General features: G+C 53.9%; 18 protein-coding genes and 1 tRNA gene. 8 read left to right on the top strand and 11 right to left on the bottom strand.

Annotated elements, in window-relative coordinates:
• Nucleotides 1-242: 242 nt before the first annotated feature.
• The 7 genes from ABJQ89_RS00960 to ABJQ89_RS00930 all read right to left on the bottom strand — a co-directional run bounded on the left by ABJQ89_RS00960 (nucleotide 243) and on the right by ABJQ89_RS00930 (nucleotide 4,618).
• Nucleotides 243-1,160: a site-specific integrase gene (locus ABJQ89_RS00960; protein ID WP_348494407.1), complete on the bottom strand. Its 918-nt coding sequence runs from the start codon at nucleotides 1,158-1,160 to the stop codon at nucleotides 243-245.
• 638 nt (nucleotides 1,161-1,798) lie between these two features.
• The gene (locus ABJQ89_RS00955) at nucleotides 1,799-2,008 is read right to left on the bottom strand and encodes a DNA-binding protein (RefSeq protein ID WP_348494406.1); all 210 of its coding nucleotides are present in this window, start codon (nucleotides 2,006-2,008) and stop codon (nucleotides 1,799-1,801) included.
• A gap of 227 nt (nucleotides 2,009-2,235) precedes the next feature.
• On the bottom strand, nucleotides 2,236-2,448 hold the full coding sequence (locus ABJQ89_RS00950) for a MerR family transcriptional regulator (protein WP_348494405.1): 213 nt from the start codon (nucleotides 2,446-2,448) through the stop codon (nucleotides 2,236-2,238).
• Between the two features lie 47 nt (nucleotides 2,449-2,495).
• Complete coding sequence (locus tag ABJQ89_RS00945) at nucleotides 2,496-3,191, bottom strand: hypothetical protein (RefSeq protein WP_348494404.1); 696 nt, start codon at nucleotides 3,189-3,191, stop codon at nucleotides 2,496-2,498.
• 11 nt (nucleotides 3,192-3,202) lie between these two features.
• Nucleotides 3,203-3,880 carry a site-specific integrase gene (locus ABJQ89_RS00940; RefSeq protein ID WP_348494403.1) on the bottom strand — a complete coding sequence of 226 codons (678 nt, stop codon included), beginning with the start codon at nucleotides 3,878-3,880 and terminating at the stop codon, nucleotides 3,203-3,205.
• Between the two features lie 12 nt (nucleotides 3,881-3,892).
• Entirely contained in the window at nucleotides 3,893-4,378 is a 486-nt protein-coding gene (locus ABJQ89_RS00935) for an Arm DNA-binding domain-containing protein (protein WP_348494402.1), read from the bottom strand.
• 150 nt (nucleotides 4,379-4,528) lie between these two features.
• Nucleotides 4,529-4,618: transfer RNA gene (locus tag ABJQ89_RS00930), tRNA-Ser, on the bottom strand.
• A 280-nt stretch (nucleotides 4,619-4,898) separates the two neighbouring features.
• On the opposite strand from ABJQ89_RS00930, the gene ABJQ89_RS00925 reads away from it, so the two are divergent.
• The 7 genes from ABJQ89_RS00925 to ABJQ89_RS00895 are packed head-to-tail and all read left to right on the top strand — an operon-like array spanning nucleotide 4,899 to nucleotide 11,210.
• Entirely contained in the window at nucleotides 4,899-5,678 is a 780-nt protein-coding gene (locus ABJQ89_RS00925) for an SPOR domain-containing protein (RefSeq protein ID WP_348494409.1), read from the top strand.
• A 27-nt stretch (nucleotides 5,679-5,705) separates the two neighbouring features.
• A complete protein-coding gene (locus tag ABJQ89_RS00920; RefSeq protein WP_348494408.1) occupies nucleotides 5,706-6,884 on the top strand; it encodes a D-alanyl-D-alanine carboxypeptidase family protein in 1,179 nt (392 codons plus the stop codon).
• 4 nt (nucleotides 6,885-6,888) lie between these two features.
• Nucleotides 6,889-7,518 (top strand): dTMP kinase, encoded by a 630-nt coding sequence (gene tmk / locus ABJQ89_RS00915; protein ID WP_348494401.1) that lies wholly within the window; start codon nucleotides 6,889-6,891, stop codon nucleotides 7,516-7,518.
• Nucleotides 7,515-8,630 carry a DNA polymerase III subunit delta' gene (locus ABJQ89_RS00910; RefSeq protein WP_348494400.1) on the top strand — a complete coding sequence of 372 codons (1,116 nt, stop codon included), beginning with the start codon at nucleotides 7,515-7,517 and terminating at the stop codon, nucleotides 8,628-8,630. Before tmk ends, ABJQ89_RS00910 begins: the two co-directional genes overlap by 4 nt.
• Nucleotides 8,631-8,664: 34 nt before the next feature.
• The gene (locus tag ABJQ89_RS00905; RefSeq protein ID WP_348494399.1) at nucleotides 8,665-9,471 is read left to right on the top strand and encodes a TatD family hydrolase; all 807 of its coding nucleotides are present in this window, start codon (nucleotides 8,665-8,667) and stop codon (nucleotides 9,469-9,471) included.
• Complete coding sequence (locus ABJQ89_RS00900) at nucleotides 9,471-10,268, top strand: MBL fold metallo-hydrolase (RefSeq protein WP_348494398.1); 798 nt, start codon at nucleotides 9,471-9,473, stop codon at nucleotides 10,266-10,268. The genes ABJQ89_RS00905 and ABJQ89_RS00900 overlap by 1 nt, the downstream gene beginning before the upstream one ends.
• Before the next feature lie 6 nt (nucleotides 10,269-10,274).
• The gene (locus ABJQ89_RS00895; protein ID WP_348494397.1) at nucleotides 10,275-11,210 is read left to right on the top strand and encodes an AEC family transporter; all 936 of its coding nucleotides are present in this window, start codon (nucleotides 10,275-10,277) and stop codon (nucleotides 11,208-11,210) included.
• A gap of 72 nt (nucleotides 11,211-11,282) precedes the next feature.
• Here the strand turns inward: ABJQ89_RS00895 and ABJQ89_RS00890 are convergent, their stop codons facing one another.
• Both ABJQ89_RS00890 and ABJQ89_RS00885 read right to left on the bottom strand, forming a co-directional pair.
• Complete coding sequence (locus ABJQ89_RS00890) at nucleotides 11,283-11,921, bottom strand: aspartate/glutamate racemase family protein (protein ID WP_348494396.1); 639 nt, start codon at nucleotides 11,919-11,921, stop codon at nucleotides 11,283-11,285.
• 79 nt (nucleotides 11,922-12,000) lie between these two features.
• Nucleotides 12,001-14,247, bottom strand: a complete 2,247-nt coding sequence (locus ABJQ89_RS00885) for an Ig-like domain-containing protein (RefSeq protein WP_348494395.1) — start codon at nucleotides 14,245-14,247, stop codon at nucleotides 12,001-12,003.
• A gap of 467 nt (nucleotides 14,248-14,714) precedes the next feature.
• On the opposite strand from ABJQ89_RS00885, the gene ABJQ89_RS00880 reads away from it, so the two are divergent.
• A complete protein-coding gene (locus ABJQ89_RS00880; protein ID WP_348494394.1) occupies nucleotides 14,715-15,359 on the top strand; it encodes a 50S ribosomal protein L25/general stress protein Ctc in 645 nt (214 codons plus the stop codon).
• Nucleotides 15,360-15,441: 82 nt separating this feature from the next.
• Here ABJQ89_RS00880 and ABJQ89_RS00875 read toward each other — a convergent pair whose 3' ends face one another.
• Both ABJQ89_RS00875 and ABJQ89_RS00870 read right to left on the bottom strand, forming a co-directional pair.
• The gene (locus tag ABJQ89_RS00875) at nucleotides 15,442-16,542 is read right to left on the bottom strand and encodes an acetoin utilization protein AcuC (RefSeq protein ID WP_348494393.1); all 1,101 of its coding nucleotides are present in this window, start codon (nucleotides 16,540-16,542) and stop codon (nucleotides 15,442-15,444) included.
• Between the two features lie 176 nt (nucleotides 16,543-16,718).
• A partial coding sequence (locus ABJQ89_RS00870; RefSeq protein WP_348494392.1) for an FAD/NAD(P)-binding oxidoreductase occupies nucleotides 16,719-17,762 on the bottom strand: 1,044 nt, incomplete at its 5' end.

Here is a 17,762-nt window from a genome sequence, read left to right as displayed (position 1 = left end):
TTTCCGCCAATTCGTAACACCTTACTCCAGTTTGGAGGCTATCAAACATAATGTGCGTTATCGGTTGCGTTTACAGATGTTTCACAGCAAATAGTTGGCTTAGTCTCGTTACCGTCTACCTATTTTAGCCTCAAGGCATGAGTGAACAACGAACCTTAGGTCATTTGAGCACCAAAGCCTTATCTAATGCTGCATGCCACACCTTAAATCGCTGGGAAGATTACGCTCCCTTTTCCACAAAATCACTCGCCAATAGCTTTAATCATGGCATCAAACGCCCGAGCTTTTTGATCGGTAGTTAAGCTTAGGGTATCGATCGTTTTCTTTGTTCCAATGTTCTCGAGAACTTCAAAGCGCTGATCATCTTGCATTGTCCCGTAGTAACGCTCTGTGGTTCGTTCGTCATCGTGGCCCATGTTTAGCGACCATGCTTTGCGCTCCTCTTGGGTCAGAGGAAGGCTATCTCGAAGAGCACCGATGCTATGCTTTACACAATGCGGTGTATATTTCGCACCTGTCTGACTGCAGGCAACAGCGAATGCTTTGGTTACCGCATGTATTGTCGACATAACCGGAACGGGCGCTGGAGTGTATGCACTTGTGGAGACACGATGTTTCAAGTGTTTCGTGTCGGGAAAGAGAGCATCTTGATCTGTAAATCCAAAAGTTTTGAGCTTATTTACCCAGCCTATCACGGTTTCTTCAAAGACCTTCGGAATCGGAAACCAGAAGATATCGAGGCTCTTTCCCGCTTTAGCACGAACGATTTTCGCATGCTGCAAGATGAGCCTTCTTTCGATATCGAAATGCTCAAGACGAAGGGATATCAGGGTATCGGCTCTCAACGCTCCCAGAAAGCCAAGCGCAAACAACGCACGAGCGCGCTCGTCGACCAAGGATTTAGTTGGCATTGCTTTCAAGAGGTCCTCGGCTTCTAAGATTGTTGGAAAATCCCTTTTTTTGACCTGCGCTGATTGCGCTACAACTGCTTTAGGGAGCTTGAGATATCCATCAAAATCCCTTGGCAAGCGTCGATAGCCATCTTGTTTTAAAAGCCAATCGAAGAATCCAAGTAAATGCGAGACCGTGTGTTTTATCGAAGACGCTGACAAATTGTCTTCCATATCGATACGCGAACGCCGTTTCAGCTCATCGCGCACTGAAGCAAAATCATCCGTAGTAAGCTTAGAAAACGGCTTTCCATCTACAGTGTCCTCAAAGAACCGAATTGCGGCAAGGTGCTAATCAGTCGTTGTGTACTTGAAACGACCTGCATAGGTTTGCCATCTATGAATGATCCTGTCGTTCTCAATATGGAAAGAACCGACAATTTTATCATCCTTAGTCCAAATACCCCCACGCTCTGAGGTCTTCCCTTCGTGTAGGCACTCCGTGGGGGTATTTGGATTGCGACATTCCTCAACTTTGTCTCGATCAGTCTCACCTGATATCTTTTTAAGTCTGTTCGAGCACGCAGGGCACTGTGCCGAATACATGTGTTTGCCGTTTGAGGCGCTGAAATCCTCGACCGTTTCAATCGCTGGAAACACTTCAGTTTGGCATCTACGGCAATAGAACTGCCCCGGTAGCAGCTTTCGGCGCAGTCCGACCCGTTGCCGCCTATGAAACTCCTGAACGTTGGCTCCCCGAAACAGATACGGCCGCTGGTCGTCCGAGGGGTTCAAACCTTCGCCAACCCAGTTTGACACGGTATTTGCTGTGACTGAATATGCAGCAGTCAATTGCTCGACAGAGTAAACTCTGTTCTTCTTTAATCTGACCCCTTTGTAAGATCTGCTCATTTTGAGAGACCTTTGGCAGGCGTTATGATGCTTGAGCGGCGTTCGGCTTGCATCTTTGCCTCGAACTGAACGAGCTCGCTCAACTTCCAGCGGGAAGTGCCAGGGCTCAACTTTATCCGTCGAGGGAAATCAGGATTGTTGTCGTGCCAGCGCCACACAGTTGCTTTTGAGATATCAAAACGAACTGCAACCTGACGGTCGGACAAATATTGCTCCTTGCAATGTGAGCAGGGGCCAAGGGTTGAACCGACTGCGCCTTGTTTGGGTTTTTCGCTTTTTGCGAGCCCATCGAAAAGGCCCAATTGCTCGGAGTTTGCCTTGGCGCACATTTTCTACGCCCGCCGTTGCTTAAAGTCGCAAGGCTGGCCTTTGCGACCTGTTGACCAAATTCCTTGTGCCCGAAGATGTTGTGGGAATTGCAAATGCGTTAACATCACGTATCCGCGTCTGAATTCGGGTCGATGCGAGCAGCGCTCGCCCAAGCATTGAGGTCGTGACCGTGATAGATAATCTTGCGGCCAAGCTTGTAGTAAGCAGGACCCATATTTTTGTGCCGCCACTGCGCGAGCTTTTCACGGTTCCCTATGAGATCGAGCTCTGAATCACCCAACACGTATGTTCGGCCATCCTCGAAGAGTTTGGGCATTTGTGATTTTCCTTGCGTTGCGTTCAGTTGCAACGAAAGAATGCAGCCTAAACTACGCCGAAGGGCAGCCTCCGATTTAGAAATCTGGGGCCATAAAGCTTTGATTTATATGAGAAATGAATTTGATCGCCCTGATCGACATAGGGTTTCGACGTGCCCTTTGGGCAGTGTTCGCTTAATGTGCGCTCGAAAAGTTCAGCAAGATGCAACACATGAAAATCTTGATCAGGATTTTCTTCACAATAGTTGATCGCTATCCCGAGATGAACCACGCCGCGATAGGTGTTCCAGTTCTTCCTGAGTGTATCAGTATCCTTGGCTCCCCTAGTATTGGAGTTTCGGGCGTCATCGCTGACTTGGTCCAAGATTCCACCGAACGAGTGTAAGCCTTCGAATTTTCCATCCTGGATTGAATGAAAGATCAATAACCCAATATGTTCCGCAACATTTAGCTTAAGTTGGTTTTTGCTTTCGAAACGCTGGCCAGTCTGTGACAAATCAAAGCCAGCTTCATGTCGCTCTGTAGCGGATGAAGCAATCCATTGAACGAGTTCAGCGTTTTTGGGATCCTGCATCCAATCAGTGCCAAACTCACTATTCAATTTGTCGAGGCGCGCGGACTCGATATCCAGCTTGACAGTCCTGATCGCTTTGAGACGCTCTGGATTGTTAGCTTCGCTTAATGCAAGCCGAATAAACCCTATGAACTCAGCTTCTGGCTCGTTGATTGGAACGGTTGGCATAATGCAAGTCCTTAGGCCTGGTGTCCTGCAGCAAATTTAGTCCACTGCTCCATCAGTGCTCGCCGTTTGTCGAGTAAATCAGAGCGCGCATATGCGCGTTCAACATCCGACCCCACTTGATGCGCTAAACTCATTTCAGCCACTTCGCGCCGTGCATTCGCAACCTCAGAGGCCCAATCGCGAAAAGTAGAACGAAATCCGTGAACGGTCACGCCTTCAACGGACATACGCCTCAGCAACATGAGCATCGCCATGTTTGACAAAGGCTTGTTCCTCTTCTGACCTTCAAAAACGTATTCAGATTGCATTGCCTTCAGTGGTTCAAGAATTGCTAGCATTTCTTCTGTTAGAGGGACGCGGTGATCTTCGCCACCTTTCATACGCTCAGCAGGGCAGACCCAAAGCCGTGCTTGAAAATCCAACTCAGCCCAGCGCAGGCCAAGGACTTCACCCGTTCTGGATCCTGTAAGACAAGTGAACATAAGTGCCTTCGCCGCCATCGCGGGGCGCGTTTTTAAATCAGCATAGAACGCGGGCACGTCTTTCCAGTGCATCGCTTTATGATGCTTCACCTTAGCTTTGACCTTGGGAAGCACCTGAGCGTCTTTTATCGCAGTCACAGGGTTTTCGCCGGATCGAAAGCCTTTAGAGCGCGCTACATCCAGAACTGTTTTGATACGCTGGGCCAATCGTTTCGCGGTTTAATGCTTTTCGGTCCAGATCGGTGCAAGGCACATCATAACTTCAGGCTGATCCACGCTATCAATCGGCATTCGGCCAATCTTGGGAAAGGCATAGTCGCGCAAGGTGTTGATCCATTGTTGCCCGTGCTTTGCATTCTTCCAAGTCGGCATTCGATCAATATGGACCTGTTGTGCCACTTCTTCAAAAGTTGGCACCTCTTGGCGGGCATTGAAACGAGGGGTCAATCCTTGCTTAGCCATGCGCCGATATTCGAGCGCGCGCTCTCTTGCTTGATTGATCGTAACGATATCGGCCCCGCCTAAACCAAAATCAGTCCTGAGCGGCGCGCCTTTCTTATTTTTCTGCCCTTTAACAACCATCCGCACAATCCAACGCCGCGCTCCCGATGGATCAACGACGAGATAAAGACCGTTGCCATCACCATGCCGCCCAGCGCCAAGGTTCTCGACCAGCTTCTTTGTCAGTTTACCCGATAGGGCCATTCAAAAATACCACATTCTCTACCACGCAAGGAAAGAATATAGACGTTATCGAAAGAAACTCAACGCAGCCGAACAGAAGCCTTAAGTGCAAGCAAACAAAAGAAAAAGGCCGCCCAAGGCGACCCATTCAAATTCTACAAAATTGTGTAGTGGCGGAGGCTCAGGGATTCGAACCCTGGGAGGACTTTCACCCTCGTCGGTTTTCAAGACCGGTGCATTCGACCACTCTGCCAAGCCTCCGACGCGCACTCCATACTTGGGCGACGTCCAAGCGGCAAGAGGCTAATTGAAAGAAATTGGACAATATCCGCAAACTTGTGATCGTTTTTCCGCTTAGCAACGCCCCTCGGACTTTCCATGTGACGCAAACAACGCTACATTGCGGCCAACGCAGGTTAAGCAACCAGCGCTCAACAGGACCGAAAAATCGGCGAGAGCGCTTTGGTTTTGGGGCAAAGGGCATAAAATGACAACTCACCACATTCGTTCGCACAAACGGACACTGCTTTGCGCAATTGCAATGTCGTCCTCTCTGCTTTTGGCCGCCTGCCAAGACGGACAAGGCCCCGCATTCCTACAACAAAAAGATAAAACAGAAACGGGCCCAAGCCGCTCAGTCAAACTTGTCGAGCGCGACACAGAAGCCCCTGATATCTTTCAGGTCACTGAAAGCGGTCTTTGGGATGGCCGCCCGTCACTTGGCGGCGTTTGGGTGGCACATCCTGACGTGAAAGACCCCGAACGCGTCATTATTCGCAACGAAAAGAACGGCAAATTCGTGATTGGGGCGCTGTTCAGACGCGAACGCGAAAACCCGGGCCCAAGCCTGCAGGTTTCTTCGGATGCAGCAGCTACGCTTGGCATGCTCGCAGGCCAGCCCGCACAATTGAACGTCACAGCCCTGCGCCGCGAAGCTGTTGCAGAAGACGGCCCAGCCCCTGAAGAGGCACCACAAGTGGACGCCCCGAGCGAAATCAGCGCAACCGAACTGGCACCGGCCGCAACAGCAGCGCCTGCCGCAGCGGCCCCTGCTGCAGCGCCAACACCCACGCCTGCGTCGAGCGCTCTGAGCAAGCCGTTCATCCAACTCGGCATCTTTTCGGTTGAGCAAAACGCAAACAATACTGCAGAAGCCATGCGCGTTGCAGGTATGATCCCGACGGTTAAGAAATCGTCGAGCTCTGGCAAAACGTTCTGGCGTGTTTTGGTTGGCCCTGCGCAAACAAGCGCCGAACGCAGCACAATTCTCAAAAAGGTTAAGGCATCCGGCTTCGCTGATGCTTATGCTGTCAGCAATTAACCAGACACTGACAAGGAACGTCATATGATGAAGCGTTTGATCTCTGCTTGTGTAGCGCTTGCGATGCCATTGCTCTTGGCCCTCCCTGCCGCCGCTTTTGAAACGCGCGCCACGTCCGCGTTTATTATTGATCAAACGACAGGCACTGTTTTGCTCGCGAAAAACGCGGATGAGATGTTGCCGCCTGCGTCTATGTCCAAGCTGATGACGCTCTACATCGCCTTCGAAGCGCTGCGTGATGGGCGTTTGTCGCTCACAGAAAAACTTCCTGTGTCCAGCCATGCCATGTCTTACGGTGGATCAACGATGTTCCTCGACACCACGGATCGTGTCTCCGTCGAAGACCTCATTCGCGGCATTATCGTATTGTCAGGCAATGACGCCTGCGCCGTGATTGCAGAGGCGCTCAGCCCCGACGGGACCGAGGCAGGCTTTGCCCGTTTTATGACGCAACGCGCGCAGCAAATGGGCATGACGAACTCGACATTTTCCAATTCCAACGGCTGGCCACAGGCAGGACATCGCATGTCGATGCGCGATCTTGCTTTGCTCGCCAATCGTTTGATTACGGACTTCCCAAGCTTTTACCCTCTGTTCTCTGAACGTGAATTCGCATTTGATGGCCGCGCGCCGCAAAATACACGCAATCGCAACCCTTTGCTGGCGCTTGGCATTGGCGCAGATGGCCTCAAAACAGGTCACACGAGCGAGGCAGGCTACGGCCTTGTAGGGTCCGCCAAACAGCGCGAACGTCGCATTATCTTTGTGATTTCCGGCCTTCAAAGCGCGCAAGCCCGCGCAGAAGAAGCTGAATCCATCGTGAACTGGGCCTTTCGCCAATTTGCCGTGAAACCTGTTGCTAAAGCAGGCACAGCCGTGGCGAGCGCTGATGTGTGGATGGGCCGCGATCAAAGCGTCCCTCTTGTGCCGACCAAAGACGTCTCCATGCTGATGCCCGTCGCCACACATGGCACGGTCAATGCTGAGGTCATTTACAACGGTCCGATCACCGCGCCTATCGCGAAGGATCAACAAATTGCAGAGCTGGTCATCACGCCCCCGGGTCTTCCCGAAACGCGCATTCCTTTGGTTGCAGGCAATGACGTCCCCACGGGTGGCTTCATGTCCCGCATTGGCACCGTCGCGCAGATCTTGATCTCGCAGATCAACGAAGCGCCTGTCGCGCCTGCAGAACAAGGTTCCTAAAACTATGACATCGCCCAAAGGGCATTTCATCAGCTTCGAAGGCATTGATGGTTCGGGCAAATCGACCCAAGCCAAACGTCTCGTTGCTGCGTTGCAAGCCGAGGGCTATGACGTTGTGCACACGCGTGAACCGGGTGGCTCAGCGGGCGCCGAAGAAATCCGCGCGCTTGTTTTGCAGGGCGAGCCTGATCGCTGGTCTGCCGAAACGGAAATCCTTTTGTTCACCGCTGCCCGCCGCGATCATATGGAGCGGACAATCCTACCCGCGCTCGAAGCAGGTAAAATCGTCATTTGTGATCGTTTCGCCGACAGTACGCGCATGTATCAGGGTCTCAGTCGCGGTGATTTGCGTGCGCTAGTGGACCAGCTCCACGATCTGATGATTGGCCGCGAACCTGACCTCACATTGCTCTTTGATATGGACCCAGATGTGTCGCACACACGCGCGGTGGAGCGTGACAGCATCGACAGTCGCTTTGAAGATTTCGGCGCAGGTCTGCAAAAGGCAATGCGCTCAGGGTTCCTTGATCTCGCCACCAGCGCACCGGAGCGTTTCCGCATCATCGATGCCGCACGCGACATTGATACGATTGCCGCCGATACGCTTGGCGTGATCAAGGCGCACATCCAGTGAGCGACGATGGCCTGCCAGAACCCGACCGCGTTCTTGGTGCAATCCACCCGCGTGATACGGCACAGCTGATAGGCCAAACCGCGTCGGAGGCAGGCTTTCTCGACGCGTACAACACAGGCCGTTTGCACCACGGTTGGTTGATGATCGGCCCGCGCGGTGTGGGCAAGGCGACCCTCGCCTATCGCATCGCGCGCTTTTTGCTGAGCCAACCCATCGATGATGGTGGCATGTTCGGCGCGCCGCCGCCCCCGACAACGCTGGATACAGACCCCGAACACCCCGTCGCGCGTCGCATGGCGGCTGGCGCTGAACCGGGTCTCTTCGTATTACGCCGTCCCGTTGATGAAAAAACCAAACGTCTAAAATCGCAGATCACCGTAGAAGAGGTGCGCAAGCTCAAGAACTTCTTCGCGATGTCCTCTGCTGATGGCGGACGGCGCGTTGTGATCGTCGATGCGGCAGATGAAATGAACGTCAACGCGGCCAACGCGATCCTGAAACTGCTGGAAGAACCACCCGAGCGCGCCACGTTGTTGCTTGTCAGCCATCAACCATCCCGCCTCTTGCCGACGATCCGTTCACGCTGCCGCGAATTGCGACTGTCGCCGCTCGGCCATGACGACATGACGACAGCACTGCGCCTGGCAATGCCGGAAACAGACCTCGATCAAGACGCGCTTGCCGCGCTCACCTCTGGTTCTGTTGGCGAAGCGATCCGCATGATCAACCTCTCTGGCCCTGCGATCTACAGCGAACTCGTTGGCCTTTTCGCCGGCATGCCCCGCATGGACCGCTCCCGCGCGCTGCGCCTTGCCGATGCAGCTGCGCAGCGCGGCGCAGAGGACAAACTGGATATGCTCGTCGATCTCATCGCACTCGCGCTCGCCCGCCTTGCACGCGCAGGTTCGCTTGGCGTGACGCCCACGCCAGAAGCCGCGCAGGGCGAGGCGGAGATGATCGCGCGCCTGTCCCCCAACCCGCATCAAGCGCGCCGCTGGGCCGAAGTTGCGCAAGAGGTGGATGCAAAGCTGCGCCATGGACGCGCTGTGAACCTTGACCCTTCCGCTCTCATCCTAGATACCCTGAGATATATCTCGCAGGCGGCCGTCTGATCCCGCCACGACCAATTTCAGGCCGAGGATCACCATGACCACACCGCCCCGCATTACAGACAGCCATTGCCACCTTGATTTCCCTGATTTCGAAGGCGAACTGCCCGATATCTTGGACCGCGCTCGCGAGGCTGGCGTGCACCGCATGGTGACGATCTGCACGCGCCTGAAGAATGAACCCTCCGTGCGCGCACTGGCCGAAGCGAACGCCCCTGTCTTCTACGCCGCTGGCACCCACCCGATGAGCGCCGCCGAAGAACCGCTCGCCAGTGTCGATGAACTCATCGCAATGAGCAGCCATCCGAAATTTGTCGGCATTGGCGAAAGCGGGTTGGATTACCACTACACCGCCGAAAGCGCGGAGATCCAAAAGCAATCTCTGCTCATCCATATCGAAGCTGCCCAACGCACCGGCCTGCCCCTGATCATCCACGCGCGCGCCGCGGATGAGGATATGGCCGACATGCTTAGTGCAGAATTTCGCAACACCGCCTATTCCTGCGTGATGCATTGTTATTGCTCTGGTCCTGAGCTGGCCAAACGCTGTCTCGACCTTGGCTTCTACCTGTCCATGTCAGGCATCGCGACCTTCCCAAAATCGCAAGAGGTGCGCGATATCTTTGCTACCGCGCCAGTGGAGCGTATCTTGGTCGAAACCGATAGCCCCTATCTTGCCCCTGTGCCCCGTCGCGGCAAACGCAATGAACCCGCCTACACAGCCTTTACAGCGGGCGTCGGCGCGGAGGTTTTCAACATGGATATCACAGATTTCGCGGCCCAAACCGAAGCAAACTTCGAACGCCTATTCACCAAGGTCGCCGCATATAAGGTCGCTGCCTAATGGCTGAGCTGCGCTTCACCATACTTGGCTGCGGCTCGTCTGGCGGCGTGCCCCGTCTTGGCGGCGTTTGGGGGGATTGCGACCCGAGCAACCCCAAGAACCGCAGACGTCGCTGCTCCATGCTGGTGGAACGCATCAGTGAAGGTGGGACGACACGCGTGCTTATCGATACGACGCCAGATATGCGTAGCCAGCTTTTAGATGCAGAGGTCGGCACGCTCGACGCGGTTGTTTACACCCATAGTCATGCAGATCATGTGCACGGCATTGATGATCTGCGCATGATCGTCATCAACATGCGTGCGCGGCTTCCTGTCTGGGCAGATGGCGCAACGCAGAACGATCTCATCTCGCGCTTTGGCTATGCTTTTGTACAGCCCGAAGGCTCGCCCTACCCGCCGATCCTAAACTTGCACACCATTGATGGCCCGTTTGAGATCGAGGGTGAAGGCGGAGTACTCGCGCTTACGCCTTTTGAAATTCAACACGGCACAATCCCCGCGCTTGGGTTTCGCGTCGGACCGCTGGCCTATCTGCCCGACGTCTCCGACATGAGCGATGAAGCGTGGAGCGCCATTGATGGCGCCGATTGCTGGGTTCTGGATGCGCTGCGCCGCACGCCGCACCCAAGCCATTCACATTTGGACAACTCGCTTGAATGGATCGAACGATCCAAAGTGCCCAATGCCGTCATCACCAACATGCATATCGACTTGGATTATGAGGCCGTAAATGCCGAGACGCCTGATCATGTGCGCCCTGCCTATGACGGGATGCAATTCAGCTATGATGTCTAACATCTGATGCAGGCTCTGATCACCGTCATTTTACCTGTCTTTTTGCTGGTCGGTTTCGGCTATGTGCTGGTCTGGCGGAAAATCGTCAGCGAAAGCACCGTCGATGGCACGATGCAATTCGCCCAGCAAATCGCGATCCCTTGCCTGCTGTTCAATGCGATTGCGCATCTTGATCTATCAACCGGCTTTGACCCCAAGTTGCTTTTGAGCTTCTACACTGGTGCCATTATCTGTTTCACTGTCGGTTTCTTAGGCGCGCGTTATCTGTTTGGACGCTCCTTGCAGGATTGCGTCGCGATTGGTGTTTGCGCCCTGTTCTCCAACACGGTTTTGCTCGGCCTGCCCATCACAGAGCGCGCTTATGGCACCGAGGCGCTGGCGGGGAACTATGCGATCATCGCAGTGCATTCGCCCTTTTGCTATGCGATTGGCATAACATTGATGGAACTTGTGCGCGCCCGTGAAGCGGGAACAGCCATGGCGGCGCTTCCCGCTAAAGTCCTCAAAGCGATGTTTAGCAATAGTTTGGTTATCGGCCTCGCGCTTGGCTTCATCGTGAATCTATCAGGCGTGAACCTACCAGAGGCGTTTCAAGCGGCTGTTGACATGTTGGTACGCTCTGCCCTGCCAACGGCGCTTTTGGCACTGGGTGGCATTTTGTATCGTTATCGACCAGAGGGCGACATCAAAGTCATCCTGTTCACCTGCGCGATTTCACTGATCTTGCACCCTGCTTTGGTGTTCTTGCTTGGCGGCATAAATGAGTTGAGTGATGCAGCGCTCAGATCGGCTGTCATGACCTCTGCTATGGCGCCGGGGATCAATGTCTATATTTTCGCCAGCGTCTATCAGTCCGCCCAGCGCGTCGCTGCATCGAGCGTGTTGCTAGCGACAGCGCTCTCAATCTTTTCTGCGTGGTTCTGGCTTTCGGTATTACCTTAATAGAATGCGCCTTGCGGCGCATGCTTGATAAGCATGGCTCACGCCATGCCCGCAGCCTCCGGCGGGGATATTTTAGAGAGAGGAAGCTAGTATCGTGCCGTGAGCCATTGCCACGGCCGCTTGGGTCGGGTCGATCACCGGAACGCCCAGGGCCTTCTCAAGGTTAGCGCGATGTTGCGCCATACCTGCGCAGCCTAGAATAAGGCTTTCTGCGCCGTCCTTATCGATCAATTCGCGACCAACTTCTACCATACGCTCAAACGTATTTGCCCCACGCGCGGTGTCGTCGACGCTCATGTTGAGGGCGCGTTCGCCAGCGAGACGATCCAGCACACCTAGACGGCGCATATATTTTCGATGACGCAGGATTGACGGCTGCCCGATCGCAATGACCCCGAAGGTATCTGTTCGGCACATCGCCATGGCGGTTCCCGCCTCTTGGATGCCAAAGACAGGCACAGGGCTCATTTCTTTCGCCGCATCGATGCCCGGATCGGAGTAACAGGCAATCACGAAGGCGCTCGCATCTTGGCGCTGCTTCATCAGCGCCAGCATTGGAACGATGACTGAATCGCTGTCACGTTGGCTTTCGATCCCAAACGGCCCCTCTGACAAGGTCAGGCAGACCACATCTGGAAAGGCGCTTAGAGATGCACGAAGACCTTCTGTCACCGCATCGTTTGAATTCGGGTTGATGACGATGATGCTCATTCAGTGTAAGTCCTCCTGCAGCCAGCTTTTGCATGGTCTAACTTTTGTCACCCGAAAAAAACAGGGCTCGGTTCAAAAGTTAGAAGAAGAAGTCCTCGGATGATTTACTCGCGTCAGCCAATTCTTCTTTGGCAGCCAAGGCGATTGCCTCTTCCTTGGAACGCTCCATAACGTCATCGCTGAAGAGGCTCAAAATCGCCTGCAACTCATCCGCATTGTCCGCATGTGGATCCTTAGGTCCTTTCGGTCCATTGCGGTCGATCTCGTCTCTCTCGGGTCGCCCACGTCCGCCTGGCCCCCGCCCGGGACCAGTGTCTTCCACAACAGGTTCGTCTTCCACAGCGTTGCCATCATCGACAGGAGGAGACTCAACGATAGGTGTCTCAACAACTTCCTCTGGTTCCTCTGCGGAGCCCTCATCTACGACCACGACAGGGCTTTCATCGCCTGCGTTTGCCACTGGGTCAGGTGCAACGTTGTCGCCTACAGTGCCAGTCAGCGGTGCAACTTCCCAATCCGTAGACGGGCCTGTCCAATTCAGGTTCAGAGATTGCTCGCCTGCGACTTCGAGATATTGGACCGTCACATCGTGGCTGCCCTCTTCCAAGTCGAGCCAAACCGAGGTCAAATCGCCCGCAGCAGTCTCGCTGGTGTTCAACACTTCGACGCCGTCAAACAAAACTCTGGCTTCATCATCAGCTTGCAAGAAAATCTCATGCGCGCCAGCCTCACCGACATTCAGAACCGTACTGTATTGCGCCGCAAAGAAATCTTCGTCCCCACCGGGAATAAAGGACTCTGTCACCTCGAGGTATTGCAGAGCGTCGACACTACCAGTTTCCGTTGGTTCACCCGAGAAATCCACGTCACTCAACAATGCAACATCGCTTGAAACAGCAAAATAAGCAGCGCTAAAGCCTTGGTTGCTTTGCTCCGTGTCTGGTTCAGGGTCGGGCGTCACCTCTGGCTCAATCTCTTCAACCGGCTCAGGCGTCACCTCTGGCTCAACTTCTTCAACCGGCTCGGGCGTTACCTCTGGCTCAGCTTCTTCAACTGGCTCGGGTGTCACCTCTGGCTCAGTTTCCTCAACCGGCTCGGGCGCGACCTCTGGCTCAGTTTCCTCAACTGGCTCGGGCATCACCTCAGGTTCAACTTCCTCTTCCGGCTCGGGCGTTACCTCTGGTACCACAATCGGTTCAGGCTCAACGGGCAGTACTTGAACATCGACGCGACCTTCAACAACGCCGCCTGCACCATCGCTTACCGTGTAAGTGAAGCCATCAGCGCCGACGAATTCTGGATCAGGCGTGTAGACAACCTGACCCCCTGCAATCTCAGCCAAACCGAAAGTGGCCTCACCAACAGAGACCACAGACAAAGCATCACCATCCGCATCACTATCATTCGCCAAAACATCAATTACGATCAGTTCGTCCTGATTCAGTTCGGCAACATCATTAACCACCACGGGGTCAGCGTTGATCACAACCTCTTCGACCGGCTCAACGCTTGTCTCAACGCCCATCAGTTCAGCGATCTGATCGTTCAACAACGCATAATTCTCCGCAACAAGCGGATGCACCGTATCTGGCACGTCAAAGTCTGCTGGCGGGGCTTCACCAAACACCGCAGGATAAGTGATCAAACTGGATAAGAAATAGACCGTCTCTGTGCCATGCGGCGCGCTATCAACGTAAAGATCGTCTAGCGTCAAACCTTCAAGCGGGCCATCTAGGAAGAGCTCTGCCATCACTGAAGCGACTGGAATAAGCTGAACATTGGCCTCAGGCACGGCCTCGTTCACGCCATCGACAAGATCGACGTACCAGTCATGATAAGCACCAGCATTGTAGGCGTGATATTCGTCAAGCTGGCTTTCCGAAACGGGGTAACCAAAATCGCTGCCCAGATCAGCCCAACCTTCATAGATAAATATCTGCGCGTCCGGTTGATCCGCCACTGTAGATTGAACCGTTTCAATCGTCGCATCCAAGGGTGAACGCGTATCGTCCGCGTAGTTTGCGTCAGGCGCAATGCCTTGGATAAAGTTCGCCGGCGTAATCATGACGGAATCAAACGAGACTTCGTCAAAATCTGCTGTGTCAGAATTCCAAACGCCTTCGACGCCCTGAAATCCCCACTCATTCCCCGGCTCATCGCGATCAGCATACTGGCGCAAGAAACCATATCCGCCATTTACCGCATATGTGTTGTCGGCGGCATCGCTGAGCTGGCCAAGCCAGTAGGGAACATTGCTTTGGGCAGAGCCACCCGCATAGTTCACAAGACTATTACCATAAATATACTGATTAATATCGACTGGCACGGTAGATTCCCCCGAAACATTACCTAGGGCACACAATTAAATAAAAGATGAACCACTTTAAAAACTCATCCATTTTCACCCTTCACAGCCCTGTTTTTCAAGGGGGAAACTCAAAGAAGCGATCACCTTAAACGGGACTTCCCCGAGCATTTGCAAGAAGTTGCCGAAATTTTAAGCGCTTGAGATGGAAAAGGCTGCCTTCTAGTCCGCCACAGGAAAAAGACCGTTTCCGATACCAGAACAACCAACTTTTCTATCTGGTGAAAACAAGCTTTGCTACGACTGGTTGAATCAAGTCGCTCCTTGCCTTCGCCGCATTAGAAAGCGCGAGAAGGACCTATTCCAATGGGCTCCTATTTAGCGCCGCAAAATAAGCTTTCCATGCACGCGATTCCCGTCTATACGCGCGACTTCACGCGAGGTGACAGCCTTGGAGGCACTTCGCTCTAACATTTGGAGAATACAAAATGGCTGGAGAAATTCCTGATTTCCACGCTGAGGTCCGTACGGGGACAGGCAAGGGCGCCGCTCGTCAAGCACGTCGCGAAGATAAAGTACCTGGTATCGTCTTTGGTGGCGATGCAGATCCACTACCGATCAACGTTGAGTTCAAAGTTCTGCTCAAAGCCCTGAAAGCAGGCCGCTTTAAGTCAACTTTGCTGAACCTGAAAGTTGAAGGCCACGACGACGTTCGCGTTATCTGCCGCGACGTTCAGCGTCACGTTGTTAAAGATTTGCCAACGCACGTCGATTTCATGCGCCTGCGCCGCACAACAAAGATCGCTTTGTTCATCCCAGTTGAGTTCATCAACGAAGAAGAAGCACCGGGCATCAAGCGCGGCGGCGTTCTGACCACAGTTCGCCCAGAAGTCGAACTGGTTGTGACCGCTGGTGACATTCCTGAGAAGCTGGTTGTTGACATGACTGGTCTGGACGTTGGCGATACGATCAACATTTCTGACATCACGCTTCCTGCTGGCGCAAAGCCAACAATCGACCGTGACTTCGTTATTGCAAACATCTCTGCGCCATCTGGCCTGAAATCTGCTGAAAACGAAGACTCCGGTGAAGAGGCGGCTGACGCACCAGAGGCAGAAGCATCTGAAGAATAATCACTCCCTTGAGTGACGTTTAAGAAACGGGGCCTCTTACGGGGCCCCGTTTTTTTTGCCAACTTTGTAAGACCATGGGGAACTATGACGGGATCAATTTCTTGGCCGTCAACTTAACGCTTTCACGCACCTCACCTGGACGCTCTTGATCGACCAATGTCGAAAGCCAATTATCTGGCGGCGCGCTCACCGTGGGCCATTGGCGCATATTCTCTATGATATCTTGTTCAATAGCGCAGCGCGGCTCGGCGCTCGGATCACGGTCGTTCAAGACACACCAAATTCCGGCCCAGCACCGCACAACGGCCCAAGGGTTATATCCCCCGCCACCTGTTACCCAGATGCGTGGGGCCATATGGCGAAGTTGTTCAATTGCATTGAAGTAAGCGCGGTTAGACAGGCTTAGCTTCATCATCAAGTCATCTTCCAAGGAATCTGAGCCAGCTTGGATAACGATAGCCTCAGGCGCGAAATTATCGACAATGGGACAGACCGCGGTGTCCAACAAATATGACATCTCGCTATCATTGAAACCGGCTAGGACACAGAAATTGTAGACTCCATAGGACGGATCACTTTCCGTGCCGCTGTAAGGCCAGCAGTTTTCCTCGTGAATTGACAGGGTCAAAACGTTGGGGTCATAGGCAAAGGCGGCTTCGACCCCGTCGCCGTGATGTGCATCTAGATCGATGTAAGCAATGCGCTTTACACCTGTGTCCTGCATCGCCAAGATACCCAGCACCAGATCGTTGAAATAGCCAAAGCCAGCCGCGCGCGCCGGATGCACATGATGGGCACCGCCAAGGGGGCTATGAACCACACCGCCCCCTGCAAGCAATTCCGCCGCCTTCAACGCAACGCCGCACGCCGTGGCTGCACGCTCAATAACGCTCGGAAAAATTGGGTTATCACCGCCACCAAGCCCGTATTTCGCCCTTATCTCAGGGCTGACGCGCTGCCGTGCTTCTGCATCATAGGCCGCATCAACATATCCTGGATCATGAAATGCGCGTAGCCTGCGGGGGAAAATCTTGGACGCTTCAACGTAGCTGTCAGGATCAAACCATGCAAAATTTCGGATCACTTCTAACGTCGGTGCCGTTTTTGGCCACGCAAGAGGGTGTTTGGAAGTTCGCCCCGTGCGCGCGTAAATCTCACTGCCTAGAAGAATAGGTTTAGTCATTATTGTTAATGCCCATTTGCCAAAGCAAAAGGAATGGACGTGGCCCTATTTGTCAAGGAAACGAAGTCCGATACTAGTCGATGCCTTTGAGACTCATTTGAAACGAGCGAAGCCCCGTAAAAACGGTTGAACCACGGCCTTAAAGCGCTCTCGCTCTTCGCGCCTTTCCAGAAACTCTAGATATCCTTGACCAAGCGCAATGCATCATAAATGGCCGCATGAGTATTGCGTGCAGACACCGCATCGCCGATCCGAAAGAGCTGAAAGCGCCCCTCTTCATTGCGTTCAATCGTCTGCGGCGCACCGTCGATCAGCGCGTCATGGTCTACAGCACCTCCGTTTGAGCTGAGCGGCTTAAGATCGAAATACAGCTCATCCAAAGGCATCGTGCCATAGTTGATAACAACCTGATCATAGTCCTTTTCTTTCGTAAAATCGCTATAATCCGTCCCAATCGTTGTCGTCAGTTTGTTGCCGCGTCTTTCAACATCAAGCAACCGGTGTGTTACCGTAAACGTCACCTCTTTGTCTTGAAGCGCGCGCATGTAAGGCACCAAGTTCATCGCCATCACGCCGGGGGCAAAGGTCCGGTCGGGGGTCATAACCTCCACCGTTGATCCCGCTGCGGCAGCTATGTCCGCGGCTTGCAATCCCGCATGATCCCCCGCTTCATCGTAGATCAAAACGTTTTGCGCAGGTGCGACGTCCCCCGCGATGAGGTCCCAAGACGTGATAACGTCTCTCGCATCCTGACCGCTTTCGAACAGCTCGGTATTGGGCATGCCGCCCGTCGCAACAATGACAACATCGGGGCCCAGCGCGGTGACATCAGCAACCTCCGCCCACGTGTTGAAATGAAATGTCACATCGCGCGCCGCACACTGCGCCATGCGCCAATCGATGATGGACATCATCTCGCGGCGACGGGGGCTTTGCGCCGTGAGACGCACCTGACCGCCCGGGTCTGGTTGGGCCTCAAACACGACGACCTCATGTCCGCGCTCCGCAGCCACGCGCGCGGCCTCAAGGCCGGCAGGGCCCGCGCCCACCACAACAACCTTGCGCCTTGTCGCAGCAGCTTTGATCGTATGAGGCATCGTCAACTCGCGTCCCGTGGCGGCGTTATGGATACAGAGCGCGTCGCCTGCCTCATAAATGCGGTCCAAACAGTAGGTCGCGCCGACGCAGGGGCGAATGTCGTCCTCTCGGCCCTCCATGAT

Origin of the sequence: Planktotalea sp. (assembly GCF_039984035.1) — a bacterium.
GTDB lineage: Bacteria > Pseudomonadota > Alphaproteobacteria > Rhodobacterales > Rhodobacteraceae > Planktotalea.
This window is presented reverse-complemented; position numbering and strand designations above follow the sequence as displayed.